We start from the raw sequence: 25,730 nt of genomic DNA, 5'->3' as shown, positions 1-25,730 counted from the left end.
AACCGCGCAGTAACGCCCCTAGGCCACGCCGTGCTCTTCGGTGCCTTCTGGGCGCCCGGGGATGCCAAAGAAATCCAGTACTGCATCGGTAGCGAATCCTTGTCCGACTTCGATTTTCGTGTCATTGTTTCCGCCCGGCCATACGTGAGATCCGCCTTCGATGCGGATGTGCTGTAGCGGTGCTTCACAGGCAGTCCAGGTCTCTCTGGTGGCACCGTTTGTCAGGCGCACGGAATCGACGTCCCCTCGACAGTCATTGCGCCGCTGATCCTGCCCAAGCACCTCTGCTACTGAAGAATAGGCAGTATCGTGGCGCACTCCGCCTTCGTAATTAACTACGGGATCTTTTGTACCGTGGATATCCAAACGGCCGACAGGTTTATCCAAACAATTCGTATGGATTCCTTCGTAATATGCCGCCGAAACTGTCGCTACAGATCGAAAGGTGCCCGGCATCCGGCAGGCCAGGAAGGCTGCGAACCCCCCGCCGTTGGACAGACCTGCGGCATAGATGGCGTTATCGTCCACCTCGTAAGTAGAACGCAGACTATCCACGAGAGAGCGAACGAATTCTAGGTCTTCTTCAGCGCTAGTAGCAGCGTAGGGGGCTGGCGCCCACGCGGCCTTCTCCCCCGCTGGGTAGGCAACGATGGCGTGAGCGGCATTGAATTGGGTGTACTGCTCCATATTCTCCGGAGAATCTGTATACCCGTGGAAAGATAGCAGCACCGGCCAGGAACGCTCAGGCGTGTAGTTTTCAGGCACATGGAGAAGGAAGCTCCGACCAGAGGCCAACCGAACTTTCTTCGTGTGTCCAGGCTCCGGGCCGACCAGCATAGGAGCTAGTGGGATACCGAGATCATTTGTCCACTCTGCTGGGGAGGTTGACGTAGGTGCTTCCTCTTCAGGCGAGCTGCACGACGCCAACGCCATGACAGTTGCCGCGACGGCGACAGACCCAGCGAGCGCACGCAACCGGCGCAGCCGCGTTGCGGAATCTTCGCCCATCATTCCCCTCGCCACATTCATTATCGGAAAATATCCTCGTCCACCTTAAAACATCCCACCAACATCCACGAACCTGCAGCACCACGGTAAGTTTGAGGGCATCATGAGCTCTTTGCCTTCCGACCCATCCGATTCCTTGGGCGTACCCTCTCCGCACCCACTACCCGAGCATTACCCCAGCTACCGGCACGCATCCGGAAAAGAATCTCCTAACTTCGGCACTGCTCAACAGCGGGTGCATTCTGCCCGAGCTTTCCAACAAGGAGCCGACGTCTACCACGATGCTCGTCCTGGATATCCGCCGGAAGTATCGCAACTTATTTCCTCTGCACACACCGTCCTCGACGTTGGGGCAGGAACCGGCAAACTGACCGAGTCACTGCACAATCCTGTCGTCTACGCCAGCGATCCTTCCCCTGATATGGCACGAGTATTGGCACGCCTGGGGATTCCCTGCTGGCGCGCCACCGCTGAGAACACAGCTGCGGATACCGCCTCCCTCGACGCCATCACCTGTGCTCAAACCTGGCACTGGGTCGATGTCGATCGAGCTTGTGCGGAATTTGACCGAGTGCTCCGCCCAGGGGGAAAAGTGCTTTTGGTGTGGAATACACTAGACGTTCACGCTGACCCATGGATCCTCCGGCTCTCCCGCATCATGCATTCAGGTGATATCCACCGTCCCGGTTTCTATCCCGCTTTGAGCGATCCGTGGACGCTCCGTGAAGAGCTTCGCTTAACGTGGGAACACGAGCTGTGCCCCGAAGATCTGCATGCACTCATGCATACTCGCTCATACTGGCTTCGCAATGGAGCGAAAATCCATGAACGCATGACGCACAACCTCAACTGGTACCTCTACGAGCACATGGGGTTTAGCCCCGGACAAGCGCTGAGCATCCCGTACCGTACGGATGCATTCTTGTTGGGCCGCCATGGCGAGTAGTTCCGCCATGGCCAGGAGCGGGCCTTCGGCAGCCATGACAACTGTCATCACTGATTGGTGACACCTCTTCTACGCTGCAAATACTTCACAGCCATAGCGTGAAGATATGAGCACAACACCTACACTCCCGCCGGCCGTAGATGTCAGGGGCGTCGGCAAAGTCTTCAACGCATCCTCCCGAGAACCTGTTCCAGCGCTTCACGATGTCTCCCTCACCATTCAACGGGGTGAAATCGTCGGTTTGCTGGGTACGAATGGCGCTGGCAAGACCACGCTCATTGACCTCATCCTTGGGCTCACGAGTCCAACTTCAGGGACAATTAACGTGCTCGGCACCTCGCCAAAGGAAGCAGCGAAGACTGGACGCATCGGCGCGGTCATGCAATCCGGCGGCTTACTCCCAGATATCACGGTGAAGGAAACCCTCGAGCTCCTTGGCGCGGCCTTCCCATCCCACCGCCCATTAAAGGACATTATTGAGCGCGCGAACTTAGGCGATATTCTCTCGCGCCGGGTGGGGAAATGCTCCGGCGGCGAGCAACAGCGTGTGAGGTTCGGCTTAGCGCTGTTGGGGGATCCGGAGCTGTTGCTTCTCGACGAACCCACGGCCGGCATGGATGCCGCGGCTCGGCGTCACTTCTGGGAGGCCATGCACCACGAGGCTGAATCCGGCCGGACCATCGTCCTTACTACTCATTACCTGGAGGAAGCAGATTCTTTTGCCCAGCGCATCGTCATGCTCAACAAGGGCGAGGTTCAAGCCGACGGCTCCACGGAGGAGATCCGCAAATCTAACTCCACCCGGATTATTCGCGCCACCTTTCCCGATGGGCTGCCTGATTCCCTCTTGAGTGCTGATCTTCCGGGAGTTGTCCGCCTAGAAGGCACCAAAACTGGCCTCACCATCACTACACGGGACTCTGACGCTGTGGCCCGCTTCCTGCTCACTAAAACTGCAGCTCGCGATATCACCATCGCTGGCCATAGCTTGGAGGATTCCTTCTTGGAGCTTTCCAACGCATCCCCGACTACCGCCAATCTTTAAGGAGACAACCACCATGAGCACACGCATGGCATCACCCAACCTTGCCGCCACGCTACGGTACGCCGGTCACGACCTCAAGCGATTGCGCCGCGACCTACCAACGCTCTTCTTTAGTATTGGGCTACCGATCATCTTCTACATTCTCTTCGGCGCGATGCAAGAATATGGCGACGTTGAATTCAACGGCGGAAACGTTGCTGCCATGGTCATGATCGGCATGGCGCTCTATGCCGGTGCCACAGGTGCTGTAGGCGCTGCTGGCTCAATGATCGCAGAGAACCGCGCGGGGTGGGGCCGGCAATTGGCTCTTACTCCCCTGCAGCCTGTCCAGCTGGGAATCGCTCACTTCCTCAACATTGCGGTTCGAGCTATCTTGCCTATCGTCGCCGTTTTCATCACTGGGGCGCTGACCAAAGCCAACATGCAGCTGGAACAGTGGGTGCTGGCTTTTCTTGCTACCGTAGCCTGCGCCATCCCCTTCGGCTTCTACGGCATGGCTTGGGCCATGCTCAATCCATCGGAAAACAGTGTGTCCATTGCTTCCTCTAGCATCGTCATCCTCGCCTTTGCCGGAAACGTCTTCATGCCGCTCAAGGAAAACCTTCTTGACGTAGGACGCTTCTCCCCCATGTACGGCGCACAAGCTCTTGCTCGTTGGCCGCTGTCTGAAGGAGCTCAAATGATCAATGGCCATCAGCTTTTTATCAAAGATCCTCTCTGGTACGCATGGGTTAGTATCGCGGTATGGACAGTGGTTTTCGTCGGGACGTGCTTACTTCTTCGCAGCCGCGACAAAGACCGAGCATGATGCACAGCTTCAAGGCCCGCGATGCCGCCTTCGCCGCAGTCTGGCTGATATTTCTCCTTCCTGTACTGCTGCAAATCCTCTTCCAACCCACTACTTCTGCAGGACGGCGTTTCTGGGCAGTGGCAATCACCGTCGTCTTCTGCGTGGCCTATTCTCTTGCTTTCGGAACGTTGCACTCCTACCCACAGGCATGGTCCTACCAGCGTCGCGTAGCTACGTGGTGGCTCATCCTCGCACTGCTAGCGCTTTTAGCTATTCCATCTCACGGTGTCTGGGCTGTGGTCTTCGCGCCCTACCTTGGGGCCTTAGTGTCCTTCACACAACCGCTCAAAACAGCGTCCACCATCATTGCCCTGACCGGTGCCGTAGTTGGTATCCCTCTTTGGTTTTACGCGGAGCAGCGCTTTATCGATTTCGCACTCATCCTCTTCGGGTGGCCGCTGCTCATCTTGACGCTGGGCACTTTGTCCCAGCGCGATGACACTGAAACCGCCTTGCGCCACGACTTGGATTTAGCTCAACAACGTGAAGACATCGCCGCAGATATTCACGATCTCCTCGGTCATACCCTCACGGCTATTAATCTCAAGTCAGAAGTAGCCCGCCGCCTGATCGACCATGATCCGTCGACAGCAGCCGCCGAGCTCGAGGAAATTAGCTCTCTTTCAAGGCTGTCCCTTGCAGAGGTCCGCTCGACAGTTACACGGATGAAGAACCCCACTTTTGCCGGTGAGATCCAGGCGGCCCGCCGCATCTTGGACACTGCCGGAATCACAACCCACCTTCCCGATACATTTACGCAGCCCCAGTCACATGAGGATCTTTTCTCCTGGGCACTGCGGGAACTCACCACCAATGTGGTGCGGCATTCTGGTGCCACGGAGTGCTGGGTAACCCTAGACGAAAACTCCTTGCAAGTAACGGATAACGGCGGCGGCTTCACGGAGGACGCTAAGCAGGCGCTTGCCGCCGGCCTCACAGGCCTTGCTGGCCTTCGCCGCCGTGCTGACGACGCGGGCGGCGACCTCATAATCCGGCGTGGCGACGGCTTAACCTCTGTCCTCTTGACTCTTGAAAACACCACCGAGGTAAAGGAGTTTCAGCAGCCATGACAGCTTCGATCCGAGTTCTTATCGCCGAAGACCAGTCACTGGTCCGCGGAGCGCTCACTGCACTGCTCAACACCGAACCGGACATAGAAGTCGTAGCGGACTGCGCTTCCGGGACAGAGGTCGCTGCACTCGTCGCTAGGCACAGCGTTGACGTGGCTCTACTGGATATTGAAATGCCCGGTATGAACGGCATCGATGCGGCACAAACTATCGCAGATACTGGCTGCCGCAGCCTTATCGTCACCACATTCGGGCGCTCTGGTTACGTCAAGCGTGCGCTCCAGGCAGGTGTCGATGGCTTTCTGGTCAAAGACACCCCGCCCGACGAACTCGCTGATGCCATCCGCCGAGTCCATTCCGGTATGCGAGTCATCGATCCGCAGCTTGCTCAAGATATTCTCTTCTCCCCCGACAATCCTTTGAGCGAAAGAGAAGTAGAGGTCTGTCGCCTGCTGCTGCGTGGGCTCGGCTCCGCCGACATCGCTTCACAGCTTCACCTCAGCGGCGGGACCGTGCGCAACCACGTCTCCGCAATTATGGCGAAGACGCGGGCAGCAAATCGCTTCGAAGCTGCACGGCGAGCCGAAGCTAATGGCTGGATTTAGGAGGGACTTAGAGCCGGATCTGCGCGAGCACAGAACCGACTACGCAGGAGGTAACGACAGAGATGGCGCCGGGGATGATGAACGAGTGGTTGATGACGAATTTGCCGATGTGTGTCGTACCGGTTCGGTCGAAGCCAATGCAGGCCAAATCGGAGGGGTACGTCGGCAGAATGAAGTAGCCGTAAGCAGCACCGTAGAAGCCCACGATGACCGCTGGGTCAATGCCTAGCTGGAGCCCGATGGGAGCAATAGCTACGAGTGCCGCAGCCTGGGAATTGACCAGCTTAGACACGATAACCAAGACGACAGCGTAGGCCCATGGAGCGGCTTCGACGACGCTGCCAAGGTTGGATTCCAGGGCATCGATGTGGGCTTGGAAGAAGGTGTCTGCCATCCAGGCCACGCCGAAGACTGAGAACACTGCGGTCATACCAGCTTTAAAGACAGGAGTTGAGGCGATCTTCGCCGGTTCCACCTTGCAGCTCAGCAAAATGATGGCGCCGGCCACCAGCATAATCATCTGGATGACCAGGTTCATTGGGTATAATGCCAGCGTAACGGCCATACTGTTAAGAGAGCCGCACCGCCCCAACAGCAATCAGAAAGTCAACTAACCAGACACCTCATCGGCGTTGACGGCGCTCGCGCACGCGCACCGCGATGCGCACAGGCGAGCCATGGAATCCGAAGCGCTCGCGGAACTTGCGCTCCAAGTAACGGCGGTAGCCCGCATCCAGGAAGCCGGTGGTAAACAACACGATGGTCGGCGGCTGCGTGGATGCCTGGGTAGCGAACAGCACGCGCGGGAGGCGGTTATTGTTCATCGGCGGCGGGTTGGCGGCGATTGCCTCGCGCATCCAGTTGTTGAGCTGACCAGTCGACACGCGCTGATCCCAGCTCTCGAGAGCCTCGATCATGGCGGGTTCCAGCTTCTGCAGGGCGCGGCCGGTCTCCGCCGAGATATTCACGCGGGTCACCCACGGCAGGTGCCGCAGGTTCTCATCGATCTCGCGCTCCAAGTAGTAGCGGCGATCCTCATCCACAAGGTCCCACTTATTGAAGGCAATAACCAGAGCCTTACCGGCTTCCAAAATCATATTGAGAACGCGTTGGTCTTGCTCGGAGACTTCCTGGGAGGCATCGATAAGCATGATGCACACCTCGGCCGCGTCGATCACGCCGCGCGTGCGCAGCGAAGCGTAATACTCGTGCCCCTGCGCATTCTTGACCTTCTTGCGCAGGCCCGCAGTGTCGATGAACTTCCATAGCCGCTGATCCAGCTGCACCAAGGAGTCGACCGGGTCGACAGTCGTGCCGGCAGCATTGTCCACGACGGAGCGCTCCTCCGCCGTCAGCTTATTCAGAAGCGAGGACTTACCCACATTTGGCTTGCCCACCAGCGCTACGCGGCGGGGCCCGGAGGTAATCGACGAATGCCGCGGTTCCTCGGGGAACAAACGCAGAATCTCATCCAAGACGTCGGCGCCGCCCCGGCCGTGCTGGGCGGATACCGGCCACGGATCTCCTAAGCCCAGCGCGTAGAACTCGGCCATATCTGCGTACATCGTCTCCGAATCAAACTTGTTCGAGACGAGAATGACCGGAACTTCGGAGCGCTGCAGTTTTCGAGCCATCACAGCATCGGTTTCCGTGATGCCCACCTTGGTGTCCACCACGAACACGATGACATCGGCGGTCTGCATAGCCTGCTCTGCTTGGCGGGCGATGGCAGCGTGGATGCCCTTGACATTCGGATCCCAACCACCGGTGTCCTGAACGAAGAAGCGTTGGCCATTCCAGTCCGCCACGTAGGACACACGGTCACGGGTCACACCAGGATGGTCCTCCACCACTGCTTCACGGCGGCCAAGGAATCGGTTCACCAGGGAAGACTTGCCCACGTTCGGGCGGCCGACCACGGCCACAGTGCAGAGGTTTTCCTCAGTGTGCTCCTCGCCTACTCCGAAGGCATGCGATAGTGCTGCCCATTCCTCTTCGCTCAGCGGGGCATCACCTTCGGTCGGTTCGTCTTGCTCACCGAAATCAGCTTCGCCGAATTCCGAATCATCGAATTCTGACTCGTCAAACTCATAATCGAAGTCCTCGGAATCGAAATCTTTTTGCGCCCAGCCGCCGTGCGGATCGCGCACGACCTCTTCCTCGAGCTTGCCTACCGGGTAATGAAACTCCGTCTCGAATTCTTCCGGCTGCTGCTCGGGATCCAGGTCCGGATTCTGCGGTTCATTAGTCATTCGAGGCCTCCTTTGCAGCAGATTCTTTCACGACGGCGATGAGTGCGTCGAGGACTTCCTCACGGGTCATCTCGGACGTATCGACGAGCACCGCGTCCTCAGCCGGGCGCAACGGCGAGGTGGCGCGGGAGGAATCTGCGGCGTCGCGCCGTTCGACGTCGGCAAGCACGGTGTCAAAATCCGATTCAATGCCGGCGGCGAGGTTCTGGTCGTGGCGGCGCTGCGCGCGGACCTCGGCACTGGCCGTCATATACGCCTTCGCGGGGGCGTCCGCGAGAACGACAGTGCCGATGTCACGTCCTTCCACAATCGCGCGGTGGGCCTGTGCCGCCAGCTTCCGTTGCAGTTCAACAAGGTTCTGACGTACTTCCGGGATTGCCGATACCGCCGAGACATTGCGGGTGACCTCATCCTCACGGATAACGCGGGAAACGTCTTCACCATCGAAGATAACCTGGGTGGAATCAGGGTCATCGGAGACCTCAAGGGGAAGGTCTGCAGTCGCGGCAATCACCGCTTCAGTATCTGCCGGGTCCACCCCTGCGCGCAGTACAGCCAGAGTAGCTACGCGGTACATGGCCCCAGTGTCGACATACTTCGCCTCAAGCCGCTTGGCCAGCGCACGGCACGTCGTGGACTTACCGGTCCCAGAGGGGCCGTCAACAGCCAAGATGAGGCCTTGATCGGGCATATTTGAAATCATTACATCCCCACCGCCTTGTACAGGCTGGTCAATTCATTGGAGTTAAGAGCACGCAGGGAGCCAGGCTTCATATCGCCCAGCTGTACTGTGTGAAGCTTGGTGCGCACGAGGCGCTGAACTGGGTAGCCGGCTTCCTTCAGCATGCGGCGAACGATGTGCTTGCGCCCCTCGTGCAATTCGACACGCACCAGCGAATAGCCCTGGTTCTTGTCCACGATTTGCACATAGTCTGCCTGTGCCAGGCCATCTTCCAATTCGATGCCCTCACGCAGTTGGCGAACCAACTTCTTATCGGCCTCCCCCAGCACGGTAGCCAGGTAAGTCTTAGAAACCTCGTACTTAGGGTGCATGAGGCGGTTAGCAAGCTCGCCATCATTAGTCAGTAAAAGTAGGCCCTCGGTGTCAGCATCGAGACGCCCGACGTGGAATAGGCGTTGACCTGCCACGACGCGGTCAGCCACGACATCACCCACACAAGGCCGGCCCATGTCATCCGACATGGTGGACTGCATCCCGCGGGGCTTGTTGAGCACGAAGTACTGTGTCTCTTCGTTGACGTTGATGCGGGTGCCATCAACTCGGATGACGTCCTTGTTGGGGTTCACACGGGTGCCCTGCTTGATGATGACCTGGCCGTTAACTTCGACTCGGCCCTCATCGATCAGGATCTCAGCGTGGCGGCGCGAAGCAACGCCGGCCTTGGCCAACACCTTTTGGAGGCGTTCGCCCTGATTCTGGGAATTCTTCTTGTTGTTGGCGCCTACCAGCCAATCCGCGCCTAGGTCTCGGGCGACGGAATCTGCGGTGGCCTTCTTCTTTACATGCTGGTGGCGAGCCGGCTTAGCGTTCGAGACGATCATGTCGCTGTCACGCTTTTTCTTTTCCGGTGTGCCGTCGCGGCGAGCGGGTGGAGTCACGGGAGTGTGTCCTCTCGATAGTTCTTCAATTTGCTGGGCGCGAAAACACGCCTCTGTCCGGCCGCAATCCTACCGCAGAGTATGCCCTTATGAGTAGTCCTCCTCGATCTGCTCGATGTCTGGCAACAGCGGAGCAAGATCCGGAAGGCGCTCAAGAGAATCAATGCCGAGTAGCTCGAGGAAAAGCTCAGTGGTTTCATACTGGTGCGCATGTCCCACAGAGGGCTCAGGGCTTTCTATCTCCCGAATAAGTCCACGCAACAAGAGCGTCCGGACAACTCCATCAACGTTAACGCCGCGAACACCTGCGACTTGAGCTCGGGTTACCGGCTGGCGGTATGCAATGACCGCCAAGGTTTCCAGGGCGGCGCGGGAGAGTTTGGTTTGGGTGCCATCGAGAACAAACTGCTCGACGGCATCTGCGTTCTCTTTACGCGTATAGAAGCGCCACCCCTCGGGTGTCTCGCGCAGGTCGATTCCGGAACCACGCTCGGCCAGTTCTCGTTCCACAGCCCGCAAGGTATCGCTGACAACAGTGGGCTCCGCGTCCAACACGCGGGCCAGCTCTTCCACGCTTGCAGGCGAGTCGACGACGAGGAGTATCGACTCGAGGCGTGAGCGCAGCTGCGGGATGAGGGGCAAAGCTCCCTGTCCGCTGGAGGTGGCCGCTTCGCTAGGTGCCGGAGATGACGTGTCGTCCATGTCTCGGTAGCGTACCTTAATCCCAGTTCGCTGCTGCGACTACGGCCGGATCTACGTCGAGTCCAGTCCACGATAGTTCGAGCGGCCCCAAAGATTCCGGCTGGGAAGCATCCACCGCCTTGGCTTTATATAGCTCCAGCAACGCCAGGAAGCGGCCGACGATTTCCATAGAGACAGTACAGTCCCTCGTTAAGGCATCGAAGCTCATCCACTGCCCCGTACCCAGCAGCTTGAGCGTAGTGAGGATCTTTCCAGCCTGCTCCGGCACGGAAACGGCAACTTGGTGGATGTGCCCCGTCGCGACCTCCTCCGGCGGTTTAGGCCGGAAAACACCTGCGGCCAGCTCTGCGAAGCTCGCTGGAGTGTGCCCAAGCTTCACCGGCGGGAGGAGATCACTAAAGCGTTCCTCCATGGCCACCGCCCGCGGATAGCGCCGCTGGGCAGCACGTTGCCACTGCGCGAACTGGTCGGCGACTTGTTTATAGGCCTTATACTGAAGCAGACGCGCGAAAAGAAGATCGCGGGTCTCCAAAAGCTCTAGGTCCTCCAAGTCATCAACCTCGCCGCGCGGTAACAAACGCGCCGCCTTCAGGTCCAGGAGTGTGGCGGCGATAAGGAGGAACTCCGTAGTCTCATCCAAGTCCGCAGTTTCTCCCAGTGCACGTGTATAAGCCACGAACTCGTCAGTAACTTCAGACAGCGCCACTTCCGTAACGTCCAGCTTCTTTGCCTGAATCAGCTGGAGCAGCAGATCGAAAGGGCCCTCGAAGTTGCCCAGCGCGATGCGAAAGCCGGTGATCTCCGGTTGGGTCATAGTAGGCGGCTAGCCGTTAGCCCGCTCAATGACCTCTTTAGCTAGGTCGCGGTACTGCTTGGCCGCCTGGGAGCTCGGGGCCCACGTAGTAATGGGCTCGCCGGCGACAGATGTCTCAGGGAAACGCACGGTGCGGGTAATCACCGTATCGAAAACCTTGTCACCGAAGTACTCCACCACACGGTCCATGACCTCGCGCGCGTGACGGGTGCGGCGATCAAACATGGTGACCAGAATACCCATGATCTCGAGGTCAAAATTGATTCGGTCAGCCACCTTCTCCACAGTATCGGTCAACAAGGCGAGACCACGCAGGGAGAAGAACTCACATTCCATAGGAATGATGACGCCCTGCGAACAGGCCAAGGCGTTGACGGTCAGCAGGCCCAGGGAGGGCTGACAGTCAATGATGATGAAGTCATAGTCCTTGCGCACAGGGCGCAGCGCGCGGGCCAGAGTGTGCTCGCGGCCTACCTCGTTGACCATCTGGATCTCCGCGGCGGACAAGTCGATGTTGGCTGGAACAAGGTCGAGCCCAGCCACACCGGTATGCACAATCGCCGAGTGCACCGAGACCTCGCTGTCAAGCATGACGTCATAGATGGTGTCCTGGATCTGGTCGTGAGTCAGGCCTAGACCAGCCGAAAGAGCACCCTGAGGATCCAAGTCAACGAGGAGGACTTTACGCCCGAGCTCCGCCAAACATGCGCCCATGTTAATGGTGGACGTGGTCTTTCCCACGCCACCCTTCTGGTTGCACATGGAGATAATCGTCGCGGGACCATGCTTTTCCAACGGCTCTGGTTCCGGAAGCTCCCGCAGTGGGCGGCCGGTCAACCCGACCTGTGCTTCTGAGGCCTCAAACAGTCCCTCGTCGCTCACAGTCACACCTGCTTCCTTGACCTTACGGCCTCTCTGCGGCCTTTCCGCTTCGACACTGCAGCCCCGACCGGCGCTACATTCTTACATCTTTGTGATTATAGGGTACCCCTTGGGTGCCCGCGCCGCGATTATAGCTAGCACAAACCACAGAATAAACCCTGCAGCCTAGATTAAGAAAGCTCTTCCTTCGATGTCGAACGGCGCCTCTTCACGATAAACCCGACGATGAGAGCGATGATCCCGATGCCCACAATGCCCGCTGCGAGAGCGCCAGCTCCCACTTTCGAGCTATTCTGATCCTCGCTGTCAGACTCGTTAGCGCCATCAGAATCGAGCTGCTGCTCCGGCGGTACCTCACCAGCGTTCTCACGAGTCGGATCCGTAAGCGTCACTACCAGCTCCGCGGACTGAGTGTCCTTATTAAAGAACTGCATGATGAAAGGATTGTCAGGCTCCGTACCTTCTGGATAGGTTAACGTCATTGTGCGCGAGCCTTTATCAATCTCGCGCTTCACGCCTTCCACAAACTCGCCCTCCGCATTGAGGTAGCGCAGCGTGACGCCGTCATCCTCGAGATGCTTGAAGCGGTTGTACAGATCTAGAGCCTGCTTGAAGCCAAGCTTGGCGGTAATTGTCTGTCCGTCGATCGTGGATTCCAGGTTGACATAAGCCGCGTGGGAATCATCGACACCCTCCCAGCCGCGGCCAGTGCGCGGAGGACGCGCTTGGCCTTTTCCACCGCCATCCGTGGCAGGTGCCGAGCCGCCGGTGGCAGGAGCATTTCCGCCTTCTTTTTCATCTCCGCCTGTGACACCCTGTGGATCTCCGTTATCCCCAAGACTATCCGCACCACCTGGGTTCTGCTGTCCCCCTCCGAGGCTGTCCGGATCACCACTTTCAGCCGCGTCATTGAGTTCCTCGGCAGTTACCTCAGCATCTGCCACGAGCACGATAGTCATGGTCACGCCCTGGTAGGTAACCGGAACACTGATTTGTCCTCCAGCTGCCGGCGCGGTCACCGTTGCCGTACCACCAGAAGCGCTCACATTCCATCCATCGGAGGCCACGTTGACATCGACAGGCACAGGCAAGGAGACGGTTGTCGTCTGACCAGCCGGCACCGGGATGGTGGCATCTTGCGCGTGCGCAACCGCCGACCCAATCCCAGTTATTCCACCCTTCCCGCTCACGGGGCCGGCGACGATACCGGACAGCGGGGCTACGGTGATCGCGAAGGCCAGAGCCATCCCGCGATAAGCTCGGGAGAAAGATGCGGTTGAAGCCATAAGAATCCTTTTCATTGGTAGACGTCGTGATGATTCTAGGTGCCTTTAGGCACGTGGGTGCGCAGTGCGCCATACTTCGCGGAGCGAATCCGCGGTCACGTGCGTGTAAATCTGTGTTGTCGTCACGGAAGAATGTCCCAAGAGCTCCTGCACGGTACGTACATCCGCCCCGCCTTCTAGCAGGTGGGTAGCAAAGGAATGCCGCAAAGTGTGCGGAGAAATTTTAGTGCTCAAGTGTGCGCGCTGCGCTGCGGTCTTGATCGCGGCCCAGGCGCTTTGCCGTGACAAAGCCCTTCCCCGAGTGTTGAGGAATAAGGCGTGGGAGGCCCCCGTTGCCAAAACCGGTCGGGCACGCACCAGGTAGTTCTCTACCGCTTTCACCGCATGCGAGCCCAGCGGAACCAGGCGCTGCTTATCGCCCTTACCGCTCAGCAGGAGAATATCGCGCACCGACGTCGGTCCCTCACCCGTCACATCATCCACACTCAGCGAAATCACTTCGGAAATACGGGCGCCCGTTCCATACAGCATTTCCAAAAGGGCGCGATCCCGAATATCAATGGGTGTTGCGGATTCATTGGTGGGGATCGCGTTGAGGAGAGCCTCGACGTCGTGCACGCTGAGTGTCTCTGGCAACGCTTGCGCCCGCTTGGGCGGGGTCACTTCCGCAGCCACATTCGCCTCAATCATCCCCTCCGCTAGCGCAAACTTGTGCAAGCCGCGCGCCACAATCAGTGCGCGGCTAGCAGAGGACTGCGCCAAAGATTCTCGGAGAAAAACGAGGTAGTTTTCCACGTGCGCGCGGGTCACCCGGCGCAGATCGGTGATGCCGGATTCCGCGAGCCAATCAACGTAGCGATTGATATCTCGGCGGTAGTTGCTCACCGTATTCTTTGAGGCACCTTTTTCCACCATGAGGTGCATCAACCACGCTTGTCCAGCAGCTGCGGCGGGGCTTGACTGCGTCACAGCTTCTTCAGATCCGGTCCGGGGCGCCGTTGCGCTAGGGATTGCGGGCGCAGCTCGAAGGGCGCTTCGACCGAGCGCGCTGTGCGTCCCTCTTGCACGCAGGCATAAGCTGCGAGAATTCCCGCCACCGCAATCGAGTTCACGATCTCCCCCGCGAGGATTCGCTCGACGGCCTCTGCGAGGGGCACCCAGGCGAAATCCATGTCGGCTTCTTCATCGCCTTCGGCTGCGAGCTTCTCCACGGGGGACAGGCCACGCGCTAAGAAGACGCGCACGGCTTCCTCACAGAAGCCCGGGGAGGTCACCAGATCGGTCAACACTGCCCATTCCTCGGCGGCTAACCCGGCTTCCTCCTGGAGTTCGCGTTGCGCGCCGCTGAGCTCATCTTCACCCTTGACGTCGAGCAATCCGGCTGGTAGCTCCCACAGGCGCTTGGCGACGCTATGGCGGTACTGCTGCACCATGGCGACCCGGTTGTTCTCATCCAAGGCCACAACGGCGACAGCGCCGAGGTGCTCTACAATCTCGCGTTGCGCTACGACCTCCCCTGGCATGATGACGTCATCGCGACGTACGGCGATGATGGGGGCGTCGACAAGCATCTCGCTACCTACCGTGCGAAAATCGTGGGTCATCTAGAGGTCCTTCGGTAGTGCCGGAGCTGCGCCTTCAGCATTCGCCGCAGAACCGTAGACGCCCTTACCGCCATCCAGCTGTTCCTTCACCGCCAGGACTGTCGCCATCTGGGACACTGGGTGATCAATAGAATCCACAGTGCTGATTCCTGTCTTGGCGGCACGCAGCTTATCCAATACTCCATCATCGCCGGCAGATTGCACGCGACCGGCATAGACCATAGCGGTGTCTACGGAATCAAAACCTTCGAGGAATTTGACGGTGGTATCGATAGCGTACTTCTTGGCAGGGCTGTCCTCATCATCCCCTGGGACCAAGCCGCCGCCCACGACAACGACTGCTTGGGCTGGAAGAATAGTCCCGTCTTTGTAGTCGATATAGCCGGCATCGCGCAAGGCACGAAGCAAGGTGGCCCGGTCCTCAACGCTGGCAAGAGGCTGGGTGGTTTTAGCATCCATCAGCAGGCCCGCGGCGAGAGCTTGGCCGGAATGAGTACCGGCGTCGACTTTCTTTTTGTCGAGCTTCGCGCCGGCCGGCAAGGTAGAGGTGACGAGGGACAGGAGCTTGTCTGCCGAATCTTGGGCAAGGAATTTATCGGTCAGCTTGATGCTTCCGGCATCGGTGGAATCCGCCGAGCCCAGCAGATCCTTCACGGCCTTAACATCGGCATCATCAGCATCGGGCATGCTCAGCACCATGACTGGGCGCTGGACTAGGGTTCCATCGACTACGAAACGGCCGAGTTCGCCCATGACGGAATCCGCAGAGTCCAGCTGAGCCTCTGCAATTTTATTGTCCAGTACCAGCTCGCTGTACTTTTCCCGCACCTCATCTGTGGATTCACCGCCGGGGCCAGGGGCAGAATCCATGTTGGGGGCAATCACCAATGTGCCAAGTGCAATGCCTAGTGCTGCGCCGAAACCGAGCCCGGCAACGACGAGGGATTTAGGAGACATCATCACTTGAACCACCCCTGCACGCTCAGTGCGAAGTTATTCCAGGTATCGATCAAGTTCTGGAGGAAGGATTCATCGCCACCCAAGCCGACGATCAGAATAACCACAGCAAGCGCTACGAGAATGCCGAGCAGCGCCCACAGCCACCCCATAGCGCCGGAATTCGGCGCAGTATAGAGGTTAATAACAGCGTCCGCGTCCACGAGGCGCGTTCCTGCCTTCATGTGGCACAGCAAGGCTGCCGGCGTAGCATTCGGCTCATTGGCGAAGATGTCATCGAGGTCGAGAGCTCCCCCTACCTGCACGATCATCTGGGCCTCGTGGTAGTCCGCTAACAGAAGGGCAAGGTCGGTGGCTGAGTCCGTAGCTGCTGGGAAAGTCATCGCCCCGATCCCCAGATCCTGAATGCGCTCGAGCCCTTCAGCGGTTCCGTCTGGCTCAGCGGGAAGAATGACCTGGGCGCCGCTGCGCAAGGTTTCCGAGCTCACCTCGGAGGGATTTCCCACGATGAAGTGAGGCTGGTAGCCCAGCTCTACCAACGTATCGGCTGCAGAATCCACGCCGATGATGATGGGTTCATACTCGCGGATGAAATTACGCAGAAGTGTTAGCTTCTTACGGTGTTCCTCGGAGGGCGAGACCACGAGTACTTTACGGCCAGCCATGTCGGAACCCGCATCGGGTACGCCTAGGCCGTCGATGAGCAGCGGCCCCTCGGAGTGAATGAACTCGATGGAGTTGCCGAAATATGCCTCCATGTGATCGATGAGTTCCTGTTGAGCAGAAGCGAAATTCTTCTCCGCCCGGTCACGAGTAACTACCGTTCCGGAGGACAACTGGGTATCACCAGAATAAATCGCTCCGTCCTCAGTAAGTCGAGCCTTCTTTCCTTCCTTGAAGTTACTCACGAAGTCTTGACCGACGCCTTCAACGAGGGTGACATCGGCGTCGAGAAGCATATGCGGGCCATAGTTCGGGATAGAACCAGTGGAAAACTCGGCGACGTTGATAACGGCGGCCGGCTTCATGTCCACGAGGGTCTGGGCCTCTTGGCGGGAAATATTGGCGGCGTTGATGACTGCGAAGTCACCGGCGCTGAACTTCTTCATGCCCTTGCCACCCGGGGTGCAATCACGCAGCGCGCCGTGTTCTCCAGGCAGATCGGTGTTACGGGAAAACAGACTCATGCCTGACAGTTTCCCCTGTTAGGCGCTCAATGTGTGGAAGGCGCGCGGAAAGTCTCCACTTCTGCTTGAGCTCTATCGAAAAGCTCCTGAGCGTGCGCGCGACCGGTCTCGGTGTCATCGAGACCAGCGAGCATACGAGCGAGCTCCTCGACGCGCTCCTCAGGGGTCAAATCCGCCACGCCTGACGTGAACTTCTCTTTGGACACATGCAGGTGCGAATCTGCATAGGCAGCTACCTGGGGCAGGTGGGTAACGCAGATGACCTGGTTGGTAGTCGAAAGCCGTGCTAGGCGACGCCCAATTTCCACCGCCGCACGCCCTCCGACGCCGGCATCCACCTCATCGAAGACCAGCGTGGTGCCGTCGCCACTGGCCAGGACCACCTCCATAGCCAGCATGACGCGGGAAAGCTCTCCTCCCGAGGCCGCGGAAGCTAGCGGCTTGCCGTTGAGTTGGAACTCAACCTCATCCGCGCCAGTTTTGGAATATTTGGCCTTCTTTACGGCGACCGTCAAGGTGGAGTTGGGCATGGCCAAGCCGTGGATCTCTTCGGAGACCTGGGTGCCCAGTTTCTTCGCTGCCTTAGTACGGGCAGCAGTGAGTGCTTCTGCCTTGGCCACCATCGTCTTTTCGGCCTCCATTACGTCCTTCTTCAAGGCTTCGAGGGCTTCGGTGGAGGTATCTAAGGTCGCAAGTTTCGCTTCAGCGGCGTCCCGCCAGGCCAAAACTCCATCGATGTCAGCGGCATACTTGCGCGTGAGGAGCTTAAGCTCCTGCTGACGTTGCAGAGATTCCTCAAGGAGGTTGGGATCCGCGGGCAGATCGCTTAAATACGTGGTGAGCTCGGCAGCGATATCGGTCAGCTGCGCGGTGACTTCACCCAACCGCTCTCCTAGCCGGGTCAGCTCGGCATCGCTCGCCCCATTTAGTGCCGATTCAGCTGCGCCGACAAGGTTGACAGCAGTGTCCTCATCACCAAAACCTTCTCCACCGTCCACAGCGCTCAGAGCAGTAGCTGCGCCTTCACGCAAAGCATCGACGTCCTGCAAACGCTTAATCAGGGTCACGAGCTCAGCATCCTCACCAGGCTCCGGCTCGAGATCAGAAATCTCCTTGATGGCAAACTGCAAGCGGTCCACCTCTTGGGCCATCTCACGACGGGACTCCATCCGGTGCTGGTAGTCCTTGGCCAATGCGCGCCACTTCCTAAAAGCCTCGGTATACGCAGTACGGAACTTCTCGATGGAAGGCTCGAAGCGATCGATGGCGGCCAACTGTTGATCAGCCGACAGCAAGCGCAGCTGGTCATTTTGCCCATGCACAGTGATGAGGTGGGAAGCGAATTCCCCCAATGTCGCCGCCGGTACCGAACGCCCACCCAGGTACGCGCGTGAACGTCCCGCCGCAGACACCGTGCGGGAGGCGATATACTCACCGTTTTCATCCGGCTCTCCCCCTGCGTCCTCGACCAACGCCGCCACAGCCAGTGAATCGGAGGAAAAATGACCTTCCACAGCCGCCTTCGCGGCCCCATCGCGCACGCGTGAGGCATCAGCGCGACCGCCAGCCAGCAGGCGTAGTCCAGTCACAACCATGGTCTTACCGGCGCCAGTTTCACCGGTAAGCACGGTAAGACCCTGCGAAAGCTCCGCAGCGGAGCTTTCGATAACGCCGAGGTCAGAGATGCTGATATCTACGAGCACAGTGCGGTATCTTCCTTCCTGAAAACGCGCTAAGGCAGTTAATGCCGCGGTCCGCGCCAGCCTTCCACGGGAAGGCGGAGCTTGGACACGAGGCGGTCGGTGAAGGGCTGCTGGTCCAAGCGAACCCAGCGCACGGGCCTTTCACCACGCACGATTTCCACGCGCGAACCCGGCGGCATAGAAATCTCACGGAAACCATCGAGGATTACCACGGCCGGAGTCGTAGCCGAGGCCGATTCGACCGCCACCTGCGAATCCGGAGAAACTACGAGTGGTTTAGTAAACAGTGCATGCGCATTGTTCGGAACCACCAGGATGGCATCGAGAGAGGGCCACAAGACGGGACCACCCGCTGAAAAGGCATAGGCCGTAGACCCCGTCGGAGTGGAGATAAGAACACCATCACACCCAAAAGCTGAGACTGGGCGCCCATCTACCTCGAGGATGGCATCGAGGACCCCCGAGCGGTTGAGGTTCTCAATGGAGGCCTCATTGAGCGCCCAACTACGCTCCCGCAGCTCGCCTTCCGAATCAAAGACGCTCACGTCGATGGTCAAGCGGTCTTCGACGTCATAGGACTGCTCGATGACGCGCACAAGCGCACGGTCTAGGGACTCCGCTTCCCATTCTGCGAGGAAGCCCACGTGCCCCAGATTGATGCCTAGGACGGGGACGTCTACTGCGCGTGCCATGTCGGCAGCGCGCAAGAACGTGCCATCACCACCGAGCACGAGGACTAACTCACAGCCTTCGGCTGCCGCCGGGGTATGCCGCACGTGCTGCAGCCCAGGGAGAACGGTGTCCGCTCCGCAAACGCGTACCTTGATGCCAGCCTCCTGCAGCAGCTCTGCTGCACGGTGTGTGGCAGCGAGGTTGTCCTCGCGGCTAGCGTGCGGGACAAGAAGAATTTCGCGGCGAGTGGCGCCCTCCGCGGCACTAGTCCTGCTCACTGGGGTCCTTCCTTGATTGCCGTGTCGATGAGTACATCCAGCTTATCTTCTGGGGTGGACAAGCCATCCTTGACCAACCACAGGAAGTATTCAACATTGCCGCTTGGTCCAGGTAGTGGGGATGCCGCCACGCCTTTGATGCTCAACCCGAGCTCTTGGGCGAAGACAGCCACGTCCTTAGTCACTTCCGCGCGAAGCTCAGGCGAGCGCACTACTCCGCCCGCCCCAATCCGGTCCTTTCCTACTTCAAACTGAGGCTTGACCATGGGTAATAACCATGCGTCATCAGCCATGCATTCTACGATTGCCGGAAGTACCAGCTTTAGGGAGATGAACGAAAGGTCACCCACCATAGCGTCGCAAGGCCCATTCGTCTGTTCAAGAGTCAGGTTGCGAATATTGGTGCGGTCAAGCACAGTAACGCGCTCATCATTCTGCAAGCGCCACAATAGCTGTCCATAGCCCACGTCAACAGAAAGCACTTCTGCGGCACCGTGGTGCAAACAGACATCAGTAAAACCGCCGGTGGACGCCCCCGCGTCCAAGACACGCTTGCCCTTGAGGTCCACGTCGAAAGCCGCGAGCGCACCGAGGAGCTTGTGCGCACCACGCGACGCCCAATCATCACCCTCGCTGGCTTCGACCTTAATCGACACCTCAGGCTCGACCACTGTCGCGGGTTTCGTAGCCTTGAAGCCCCCAACCGTCACCCGACCAGCCTTGATCATCTCAACGGCTTGTTCTCGTGAGCGCGCGATCTTGCGGCGTACCAACTCTGCGTCGAGACGGCGACGTTGCGGTGGCATGATTAGGTCCTCTTTCCCCTAGATTCCTCGGCGATTCGCACTAATTATCTTGGAGCGCATCGCGCAACACGGTATGAGCGCGGTCCAGCTGGGCTAGCTCTTCCTCAAGAGTCTCTGTCGGCTCAGTGAGAATCTCGGTGATGGACGCATTGAGGGTCTCTGGAGCCAACACTGCGCGTGGGTCATGGGGTTTTACTGCCATGTGGATACTACCCTCTCCGCGGCTTCGCTCCGCGGCTGAATGTAGCGCGGAGGCTCAGAGCCTGCCCAGGCTACTTCCAAAACGGTACGCAGTGCCTCGACCGACGTAGACTTCTCGTTACCGCCTTGCAGAACGATGTCATAGCCGTCAAAACGTGCTCTAAACCCGCCCTGGGCGCCCGGACGCGCTTGCGCTTCCGACAAGGAAAGCTCGTGGAATCCGGCACCAATGAAATTCGGACGCTCCTCCGGTGTTGCTTCAATGAGCGCCAGCTCACGAGACACGCCTGTCAGCACGTGGAAGGTATCCATGGCCGCATTGTTGCCGCCGACGATATCGGTGTCTAGACGGTCACCGACAGCCAGGGGTTTGGTCGACCCCACCAGCTTGGCCGCCTGCGTAAACATAGCGGGCTCCGGTTTGCCTGCAGAAATAGGTTCAACACCGGTGGTCGAAACAACGGCTGCGACGAGTGAGCCATTACCAACCGCCATTCCGCGCTCCGTCGGAAGTGACGTATCAAGGTTTGAGGCATAGTACTTCGCGCCTTGGTTAATAGCGAGCGCGCCTTCAGAGAGTTGTTCCCACCCCACTGATTTATGCATGCCCTGCAGTACAGCAGCAGGCTTGTCATCAGCACTATCAACAACGACGAAACCGGCATCGCGCGCTAGCGAGCGGAAGGAGTCCGCACCGATGACGAGAACCTTGGCGCCAGCGGGCAGATCCTCACGAGCAATCTTGACTACCGCTTGCGCTGAGGTAACAACGCGATTGGCATCGGTCTCAAGACCGATCTCTTCGAGCATATCGGCTACGGTTTGGGGGCTGCGCGAAGCATTATTCGTGACATAAACAGCAGGGACGCCGCAAGAATTGATCACGTCAACCACGCACTGAAGGGCTTGTCCGCCCTCCCACACAGTTCCGTCAAGATCCAGCAACAGTGAATCGTGGGTTTTGAGAATACTCATTATTTACACTCGGCCAGACGCTCTGCGGCGTCGGTCCAGTCTCCTTCATCAATGTCGATCGCGTGCTGGAACCATTCCTGTGCCTCGTCTTTACGGCCAGCTTCCAGCAAGGCGTTGGCATAGGCATAGGAAAGGCGGCACGCGGACACCCCCGTGGCATCCTTCGTGGGTTGCGCACGCTGAATCGTGACCACGGCGGAATCTGCCTGGCCCATATCCAGCCGCGCGCCTGCAGCGACGATGGCCAATTCGACGGCATCCTCTGGACTAAGCTCCTTAGCCTCCTCGCTACGCCACAGCTCGACAGCTTTCTCAGGGCGCCCAAGTCCGCGCTCGCAATCAGCCATGACGGCCATCAAACCAGGGCCACCGGAAATGCGGCGTGCTGCGCGCAGCTCCGCGAGTGCTTCCTTCCACTCGCCGGCGCGATACGCAGCGATTCCGTTCATCTCACGAGCAACCGAAACACGGCCTGCACGGTCTTTGGCAGCACGGGCATGGCGAAGTGACAGCTGTGGATCGTCATCAAGCCACGTCGCCGCCATGATGAGGTGCTTAGCCACTGCTTCGGAGTTTTCCTTCGAAAGCGAAGAGAGGTCCTGCAAAACAGAGGGATCGAGATCAGTGATGTCGATATCAGAAGGCAGGTCCGGATCCGTCATGCGGCGGTTGATACGCTCCTCACGGTAGCCCGAACGCTGCGGATGCGAGGCTTTGTTCTTATCACGACCATGGCGCTTTCGATCATTGCGGCGCTCATCACGGCGATCACTGCGGCGCTCTTCACGACGCCCCGATGCGCCACCACGTTTTTCAAACTTGCGGCCCCCAGAGCGGTTGTGCCCACGGTTGCCTTCCGAGGAACCTTCGCGGCCACGGCGGTGGTCGCGGGAGTTGGATTCAGACATTAAAGCTATGCACTTTCTGCGGTTGACGCGTCCGTATGTACCGAACCAGTCTACAGGTCAGCGAAACAAAACCGGCAATACACTGGCTAGTAAGTGAAACGGCCCACAACCACCGATTGACGTCCAAGACTCACGAGAATTCAAGAGGCAAATCTAACCCGTTCAGTGGCCAACAATGCCTCACGCGGTCTAAGCCAGCAGCCACCTGGGAAGCGGATAGTCCATGTTCCACGCTTCCATTCTCCAGTTGCTTCCCGCGGACAACGGCCCAGAATGTCCAGCCATTATTATGAATGGCGTCAAGACGAATCCCTTGGTGATCCCTCGCCATGACCGCGCCTTCCTCAATCAGTCGGTCCGGGCTCATTCCCTCTACGATCACGTCAAGCATGCGCGATTCGCCGCTTGGCGCCACAACGAGAGCTTTCGTGGCATAAAAATGCCCCTTTTTTCCAGCCTTTGCACCTTTCTCTTCGTGGAAAAAGCTCCCGAGGAGGACTGGGTAGAACTCTATCCAACCATTCTTCCAAGCCTTGCTAATCCTCAAAGCGAAGAAGATATGCCGAGCTACAAGAAAAAGAAAGTAAAGCAACAACCCGCCAAGGAGAAACGCCAATAATCCTGGAATCTGCATGCTGTTCAGCAGTAAACCGAAGAAGAAGATAAAAGCTGCTATCAAGACCATCGCACCGAAAAAGACTAGCCCGTCGCGGATAGCACGCATCTGAGGCACTGGTTCCTCTGCCTCAAAGACGCGACACAGGCCATAGGGAGAAGGACTATCGTTCTTTCGACTAAAGGGCACAGCCTTCAAGTCCCTCAGGAAGGTCGCATTATAAGCATGCGTAAACAGACTCGATGATTGTAAAAACCTCATCTACTTCTCCTCAGCGGCCCCTCAGAACGAAGTGCATATACGGAAATCATTCTAGTTCGCGGGCGATGAAGGTCCGCTATCTATAAGTGCAGACCTGGATGTGCATTCATCCAAGTTGCTGGTCCTGGGCTGTTTGCGGTGTGGTGTGAAGCGTCCTGGGTTTAGTTCCTACCTCAGCTAAGGAAGGATTGAACTATGCCTAGAAAGTATTCCGTCGAGTTCAAGGAGAAGGCGGTCCATCAGATCATCGAAATGGTCCGCTTGGAGTCCTGCTCACTGCAACGTGCCTACACGGAGGTCGGTGAGCTGCTTGGAGTGTCTCACCATACGTTGCGGGCTTGGTATCGTGACAGCGCTTCAGTACGTGATGACTCTGACGCGTCTGGCGGCGAAACAATGGAAGAAGAGCTCAAGCGTTTGCGCCGCGAAAACCGTGAGCTGAAGCGAGCAAACGGGATTCTTAAGACTGCTTCGGCTTTTTCGCAGCGGAACTCGACCGACCCACGACCAAATGATCTCCTACATCGACGCGTATAAGGATCAGTTTGGGGTCGAGGCCATCTGCCGAGTCCTTAAACAAGCAGATCGTGGATTCATTACTTCACGCGGCTACCGCAAAGCCACCACACGTGTTCCCAGTGCAAGGGCCTTAAGCGATAGCCTTCTCATCCCAGAGATACAGCGTGTGCATGCGCAGAATTTCTCGGTTTACGGTATCCGCAAAATGTGGCACGCTATGAACCGTGAAGGTTTTCATATCGGCCGCGATAAGACCGCTCGATTAATGAAGTTAGCAGGTGTTTGCGGCCGCAGACGCGGACGAACCCCCGCGACAACGACTAGCCCGAAGACACCGGATCATCGCCCGGACCTAGTGCAGCGAAACTTCCGTGCACAAGCACCAGAAAGGTTGTGGGTTGCCGACATTACCTACGTTCGTACCCTGTCAGGATTCGCCTACACCGCGTTTGTCGTGGATGTCTACAGCCGAAAGATTGTTGGTGTTGCTACACGCTCGACGATGCGTACCGATGCGCTGCCCATGGAGGCTTTGGAGCATGCGTTAACGACTGCTGGGCGAATCCATGGAAACCAGCTGATTCACCATAGTGATCGGGGCAGCCAGTACGTGTCACTGAAGTATTCCACCGCTCTCGCGGATTCCGGAATCCGGCCGAGTGTGGGAACAGTCGGCGATTCTTATGACAATGCTCTAGCCGAAACAGTCAACGGTCTCTACAAGGCGGAACTGATTCATGCCCAAGGCCCGTGGACGTCGGTCGGAGAAGTCGAACTGGCCACCTTGCGGTGGGTGCATTGGTGGAACACCAAACGGCTTCATGAAGCTTTGGACTACGCCACCCCACAGGAAGTAGAAACCGAGTACTATCGCACCCAGCCCATCAACACAGGGTCGTAAAAGAAGCGGAACTAAACCCAGGACGCTTCATTCTCCCTCACGATGCTCACAGTGGTGATTTTCGCCTTACTACCCATGAAGATAGTTGGAAGGAAGTTGAGTGATATTCATGACTGGTTCAAGTTATCGATCAAGAGTATTTGGATATAATTTTAGTCGGATCGTACTTATCTTCGCAGTACTCTTATTGTGTGTCTACTTCTTGACCAGAAGAGATCAAACCGCCTTTATCACATGCGGTCTTTTAGTGTCTCTGGCAATTTTCTTTAATGTCGGGGTGTTGCTGAATGATGAAATCCTTCGGATTTCAGTTCTTGGCATTCCAGTTAGCAACGTTCGTTTGGAATCTCTGAAGGGGGCGGAGATCCTTCCCTCGGGCCCCATACTCGAATCCCAAACGTTTGGGGTTCACTTCCTGGATGGCACTATTTCATTCCATGCCGGTTCTGCAAATATCCTCCTACACCGCAATATCGGAAGACCCATTCGCTTGACGGTTAAAGACCCAGAGGAATTTTTACACCTCCTAGCGGAGAACTCCGCTATTCGACCCGCTTCTCACAGTTAAGCCCCCAGTGCCGACACAACTGGCAACCAAAAGCATACCTCGAAGAGCTACTCACTCAAGCATCACCCGATCTGACGCGTCAGATGCTCGGTGATTTCATCAACCAAATTCTATCTTCCCAAGACGATACTGTCGGCAGCGCTGACTACGGCACCACCAGCGACAACCGCGTCAACCACCGCAACGGCTACCGCAACCGACTACTGGATACACGGGTCAGCACCGTCGATGTGGCTATCCCGAAACTACGCCACGGTTCCTTCTTGTCTGACTGGCTGTTAGAACGACGAACCCGTAGCGAACGTGCCATGTAGATAAGCCTCTGGGCACTAAAGTACCCAGAGGTACTATGCAGTTGGTATGGACTGCGGAAGCTGCATTGACTGTCAGTAGCGCGAATACGAGGAGTGAAACATGGTGTCAATTTGGGGTAGTTGGTACCGCGAGTCCGCGTAGTTGGTACCGGGGTTCCACGTACCCGGTACTGCAAGGGG

Annotated in this window: 25 protein-coding genes and 2 pseudogenes; 7 read left to right on the top strand and 20 right to left on the bottom strand. The window is 57.9% G+C overall.

What is annotated here, in order from left to right; all coding sequences use genetic code 11:
- Nucleotides 1-18: 18 nt before the first annotated feature.
- Nucleotides 19-1,029, bottom strand: a complete 1,011-nt coding sequence (locus QP363_RS10320; RefSeq protein ID WP_236659268.1) for a PHB depolymerase family esterase — start codon at nt 1,027-1,029, stop codon at nt 19-21.
- A gap of 82 nt (nt 1,030-1,111) precedes the next feature.
- Here QP363_RS10320 and QP363_RS10315 point away from each other — a divergent pair, with 82 nt between their 5' ends.
- The 5 genes from QP363_RS10315 to QP363_RS10295 all read left to right on the top strand — a co-directional run bounded on the left by QP363_RS10315 (nt 1,112) and on the right by QP363_RS10295 (nt 5,524).
- Nucleotides 1,112-1,954 (top strand): class I SAM-dependent methyltransferase, encoded by an 843-nt coding sequence (locus QP363_RS10315; protein ID WP_070717254.1) that lies wholly within the window; start codon nt 1,112-1,114, stop codon nt 1,952-1,954.
- Between the two features lie 106 nt (nt 1,955-2,060).
- Nucleotides 2,061-2,999, top strand: a complete 939-nt coding sequence (locus QP363_RS10310; protein WP_216382187.1) for an ABC transporter ATP-binding protein — start codon at nt 2,061-2,063, stop codon at nt 2,997-2,999.
- Between the two features lie 13 nt (nt 3,000-3,012).
- Nucleotides 3,013-3,807 carry an ABC transporter permease gene (locus tag QP363_RS10305; protein WP_216382184.1) on the top strand — a complete coding sequence of 265 codons (795 nt, stop codon included), beginning with the start codon at nt 3,013-3,015 and terminating at the stop codon, nt 3,805-3,807.
- Entirely contained in the window at nt 3,804-4,919 is a 1,116-nt protein-coding gene (locus QP363_RS10300) for a sensor histidine kinase (RefSeq protein ID WP_284764479.1), read from the top strand. Before QP363_RS10305 ends, QP363_RS10300 begins: the two co-directional genes overlap by 4 nt.
- Nucleotides 4,916-5,524 carry a response regulator transcription factor gene (locus QP363_RS10295; RefSeq protein WP_284764477.1) on the top strand — a complete coding sequence of 203 codons (609 nt, stop codon included), beginning with the start codon at nt 4,916-4,918 and terminating at the stop codon, nt 5,522-5,524. Before QP363_RS10300 ends, QP363_RS10295 begins: the two co-directional genes overlap by 4 nt.
- A 7-nt stretch (nt 5,525-5,531) precedes the next feature.
- Here the strand turns inward: QP363_RS10295 and QP363_RS10290 are convergent.
- The 19 genes and pseudogenes from QP363_RS10290 to QP363_RS10200 form a co-directional block, all read right to left on the bottom strand.
- Nucleotides 5,532-6,062 (bottom strand): annotated as a pseudogene (locus tag QP363_RS10290) (anaerobic C4-dicarboxylate transporter family protein); the annotation flags it as partial.
- A gap of 85 nt (nt 6,063-6,147) precedes the next feature.
- Nucleotides 6,148-7,776 carry a ribosome biogenesis GTPase Der gene (der, locus tag QP363_RS10285; RefSeq protein ID WP_284764475.1) on the bottom strand — a complete coding sequence of 543 codons (1,629 nt, stop codon included), beginning with the start codon at nt 7,774-7,776 and terminating at the stop codon, nt 6,148-6,150.
- A complete protein-coding gene (gene cmk / locus QP363_RS10280; RefSeq protein WP_070711848.1) occupies nt 7,769-8,479 on the bottom strand; it encodes a (d)CMP kinase in 711 nt (236 codons plus the stop codon). The genes der and cmk overlap by 8 nt, the downstream gene beginning before the upstream one ends.
- On the bottom strand, nt 8,479-9,396 hold the full coding sequence (locus tag QP363_RS10275) for a pseudouridine synthase (RefSeq protein ID WP_070711844.1): 918 nt from the start codon (nt 9,394-9,396) through the stop codon (nt 8,479-8,481). The genes cmk and QP363_RS10275 overlap by 1 nt, the downstream gene beginning before the upstream one ends.
- An 87-nt stretch (nt 9,397-9,483) precedes the next feature.
- Nucleotides 9,484-10,098 (bottom strand): SMC-Scp complex subunit ScpB, encoded by a 615-nt coding sequence (gene scpB, locus QP363_RS10270; RefSeq protein ID WP_070711842.1) that lies wholly within the window; start codon nt 10,096-10,098, stop codon nt 9,484-9,486.
- Nucleotides 10,099-10,114: 16 nt separating this feature from the next.
- Nucleotides 10,115-10,912: a ScpA family protein gene (locus tag QP363_RS10265; RefSeq protein ID WP_070445094.1), complete on the bottom strand. Its 798-nt coding sequence runs from the start codon at nt 10,910-10,912 to the stop codon at nt 10,115-10,117.
- A 9-nt stretch (nt 10,913-10,921) separates the two neighbouring features.
- Nucleotides 10,922-11,800 carry a ParA family protein gene (locus QP363_RS10260; protein ID WP_201828169.1) on the bottom strand — a complete coding sequence of 293 codons (879 nt, stop codon included), beginning with the start codon at nt 11,798-11,800 and terminating at the stop codon, nt 10,922-10,924.
- A gap of 164 nt (nt 11,801-11,964) precedes the next feature.
- Nucleotides 11,965-13,080 carry a hypothetical protein gene (locus QP363_RS10255; RefSeq protein ID WP_284764467.1) on the bottom strand — a complete coding sequence of 372 codons (1,116 nt, stop codon included), beginning with the start codon at nt 13,078-13,080 and terminating at the stop codon, nt 11,965-11,967.
- Nucleotides 13,081-13,125: 45 nt separating this feature from the next.
- A complete protein-coding gene (xerD, locus tag QP363_RS10250) occupies nt 13,126-14,004 on the bottom strand; it encodes a site-specific tyrosine recombinase XerD (RefSeq protein ID WP_070445087.1) in 879 nt (292 codons plus the stop codon).
- A gap of 41 nt (nt 14,005-14,045) precedes the next feature.
- A complete protein-coding gene (locus QP363_RS10245) occupies nt 14,046-14,684 on the bottom strand; it encodes an NUDIX hydrolase (RefSeq protein WP_284764465.1) in 639 nt (212 codons plus the stop codon).
- Nucleotides 14,685-15,644 (bottom strand): copper transporter, encoded by a 960-nt coding sequence (locus tag QP363_RS10240; RefSeq protein WP_070445081.1) that lies wholly within the window; start codon nt 15,642-15,644, stop codon nt 14,685-14,687.
- The gene (gene steA / locus QP363_RS10235) at nt 15,644-16,828 is read right to left on the bottom strand and encodes a putative cytokinetic ring protein SteA (protein ID WP_284764462.1); all 1,185 of its coding nucleotides are present in this window, start codon (nt 16,826-16,828) and stop codon (nt 15,644-15,646) included. Before steA ends, QP363_RS10240 begins: the two co-directional genes overlap by 1 nt.
- Before the next feature lie 26 nt (nt 16,829-16,854).
- Nucleotides 16,855-18,531, bottom strand: coding sequence for a DNA repair protein RecN (gene recN, locus QP363_RS10230; protein WP_070445074.1), 1,677 nt, complete (start codon nt 18,529-18,531; stop codon nt 16,855-16,857).
- Nucleotides 18,532-18,569: 38 nt separating this feature from the next.
- Nucleotides 18,570-19,481, bottom strand: coding sequence for an NAD kinase (locus tag QP363_RS10225; RefSeq protein WP_070445071.1), 912 nt, complete (start codon nt 19,479-19,481; stop codon nt 18,570-18,572).
- Nucleotides 19,478-20,287: a TlyA family RNA methyltransferase gene (locus QP363_RS10220; RefSeq protein ID WP_284764460.1), complete on the bottom strand. Its 810-nt coding sequence runs from the start codon at nt 20,285-20,287 to the stop codon at nt 19,478-19,480. The genes QP363_RS10225 and QP363_RS10220 overlap by 4 nt, the downstream gene beginning before the upstream one ends.
- A gap of 40 nt (nt 20,288-20,327) precedes the next feature.
- The gene (locus QP363_RS10215) at nt 20,328-20,489 is read right to left on the bottom strand and encodes a hypothetical protein (protein WP_168165683.1); all 162 of its coding nucleotides are present in this window, start codon (nt 20,487-20,489) and stop codon (nt 20,328-20,330) included.
- On the bottom strand, nt 20,480-21,463 hold the full coding sequence (locus QP363_RS10210) for an HAD-IIA family hydrolase (protein WP_070718036.1): 984 nt from the start codon (nt 21,461-21,463) through the stop codon (nt 20,480-20,482). The genes QP363_RS10215 and QP363_RS10210 overlap by 10 nt, the downstream gene beginning before the upstream one ends.
- Entirely contained in the window at nt 21,463-22,371 is a 909-nt protein-coding gene (locus tag QP363_RS10205) for a tetratricopeptide repeat protein (protein ID WP_070644619.1), read from the bottom strand. The genes QP363_RS10210 and QP363_RS10205 overlap by 1 nt, the downstream gene beginning before the upstream one ends.
- 130 nt (nt 22,372-22,501) lie before the next feature.
- Nucleotides 22,502-23,095 (bottom strand): hypothetical protein, encoded by a 594-nt coding sequence (locus QP363_RS10200; protein ID WP_070445058.1) that lies wholly within the window; start codon nt 23,093-23,095, stop codon nt 22,502-22,504.
- A 348-nt stretch (nt 23,096-23,443) separates the two neighbouring features.
- Here QP363_RS10200 and QP363_RS10195 point away from each other — a divergent pair.
- Together QP363_RS10195 and QP363_RS10190 are read left to right on the top strand one after the other, a co-directional pair.
- Nucleotides 23,444-24,668 (top strand): IS3 family transposase gene (locus QP363_RS10195; protein WP_284764456.1). Its coding sequence is split into 2 segments (ribosomal slippage): nt 23,444-23,727 and nt 23,726-24,668, totalling 1,227 coding nucleotides; the frame shifts between segments, so codons are not numbered across the junction.
- Nucleotides 24,669-25,271: 603 nt separating this feature from the next.
- Nucleotides 25,272-25,547 (top strand): annotated as a pseudogene (locus QP363_RS10190) (transposase); the annotation flags it as partial.
- Nucleotides 25,548-25,730: the final 183 nt, after the last annotated feature.

The organism is Corynebacterium sp. UMB6689, from assembly GCF_030215295.1.
In the GTDB taxonomy this organism is placed as follows: Bacteria; Actinomycetota; Actinomycetes; order Mycobacteriales; family Mycobacteriaceae; genus Corynebacterium; species Corynebacterium aurimucosum.
The sequence above is the reverse complement of the archived record's forward strand: the minus strand, read 5'-3'. Positions and strand labels throughout refer to the sequence as shown.

Bases quoted from the DNA above. Each gene is read 5' to 3' on its own strand.
- QP363_RS10320 (WP_236659268.1), bottom strand. From the start codon at position 1,029: ATGAATGTGGCGAGGGGAATGATGGGCGAAGATTCCGCAACGCGGCTG.
- QP363_RS10315 (WP_070717254.1), top strand. From the start codon at position 1,112: ATGAGCTCTTTGCCTTCCGACCCATCCGATTCCTTGGGCGTACCCTCT.
- QP363_RS10310 (WP_216382187.1), top strand. From the start codon at position 2,061: ATGAGCACAACACCTACACTCCCGCCGGCCGTAGATGTCAGGGGCGTC.
- QP363_RS10305 (WP_216382184.1), top strand. From the start codon at position 3,013: ATGAGCACACGCATGGCATCACCCAACCTTGCCGCCACGCTACGGTAC.
- QP363_RS10300 (WP_284764479.1), top strand. From the start codon at position 3,804: ATGATGCACAGCTTCAAGGCCCGCGATGCCGCCTTCGCCGCAGTCTGG.
- QP363_RS10295 (WP_284764477.1), top strand. From the start codon at position 4,916: ATGACAGCTTCGATCCGAGTTCTTATCGCCGAAGACCAGTCACTGGTC.
- der (WP_284764475.1), bottom strand. From the start codon at position 7,776: ATGACTAATGAACCGCAGAATCCGGACCTGGATCCCGAGCAGCAGCCG.
- cmk (WP_070711848.1), bottom strand. From the start codon at position 8,479: ATGATTTCAAATATGCCCGATCAAGGCCTCATCTTGGCTGTTGACGGC.
- scpB (WP_070711842.1), bottom strand. From the start codon at position 10,098: ATGGACGACACGTCATCTCCGGCACCTAGCGAAGCGGCCACCTCCAGC.
- QP363_RS10265 (WP_070445094.1), bottom strand. From the start codon at position 10,912: ATGACCCAACCGGAGATCACCGGCTTTCGCATCGCGCTGGGCAACTTC.
- QP363_RS10255 (WP_284764467.1), bottom strand. From the start codon at position 13,080: ATGGCTTCAACCGCATCTTTCTCCCGAGCTTATCGCGGGATGGCTCTG.
- xerD (WP_070445087.1), bottom strand. From the start codon at position 14,004: ATGCACCTCATGGTGGAAAAAGGTGCCTCAAAGAATACGGTGAGCAAC.
- QP363_RS10245 (WP_284764465.1), bottom strand. From the start codon at position 14,684: ATGACCCACGATTTTCGCACGGTAGGTAGCGAGATGCTTGTCGACGCC.
- QP363_RS10240 (WP_070445081.1), bottom strand. From the start codon at position 15,644: ATGATGTCTCCTAAATCCCTCGTCGTTGCCGGGCTCGGTTTCGGCGCA.
- steA (WP_284764462.1), bottom strand. From the start codon at position 16,828: ATGAGTCTGTTTTCCCGTAACACCGATCTGCCTGGAGAACACGGCGCG.
- QP363_RS10220 (WP_284764460.1), bottom strand. From the start codon at position 20,287: ATGCCACCGCAACGTCGCCGTCTCGACGCAGAGTTGGTACGCCGCAAG.
- QP363_RS10215 (WP_168165683.1), bottom strand. From the start codon at position 20,489: ATGGCAGTAAAACCCCATGACCCACGCGCAGTGTTGGCTCCAGAGACC.
- QP363_RS10210 (WP_070718036.1), bottom strand. From the start codon at position 21,463: ATGAGTATTCTCAAAACCCACGATTCACTGTTGCTGGATCTTGACGGA.
- QP363_RS10205 (WP_070644619.1), bottom strand. From the start codon at position 22,371: ATGTCTGAATCCAACTCCCGCGACCACCGCCGTGGCCGCGAAGGTTCC.
- QP363_RS10200 (WP_070445058.1), bottom strand. From the start codon at position 23,095: ATGCGTGCTATCCGCGACGGGCTAGTCTTTTTCGGTGCGATGGTCTTG.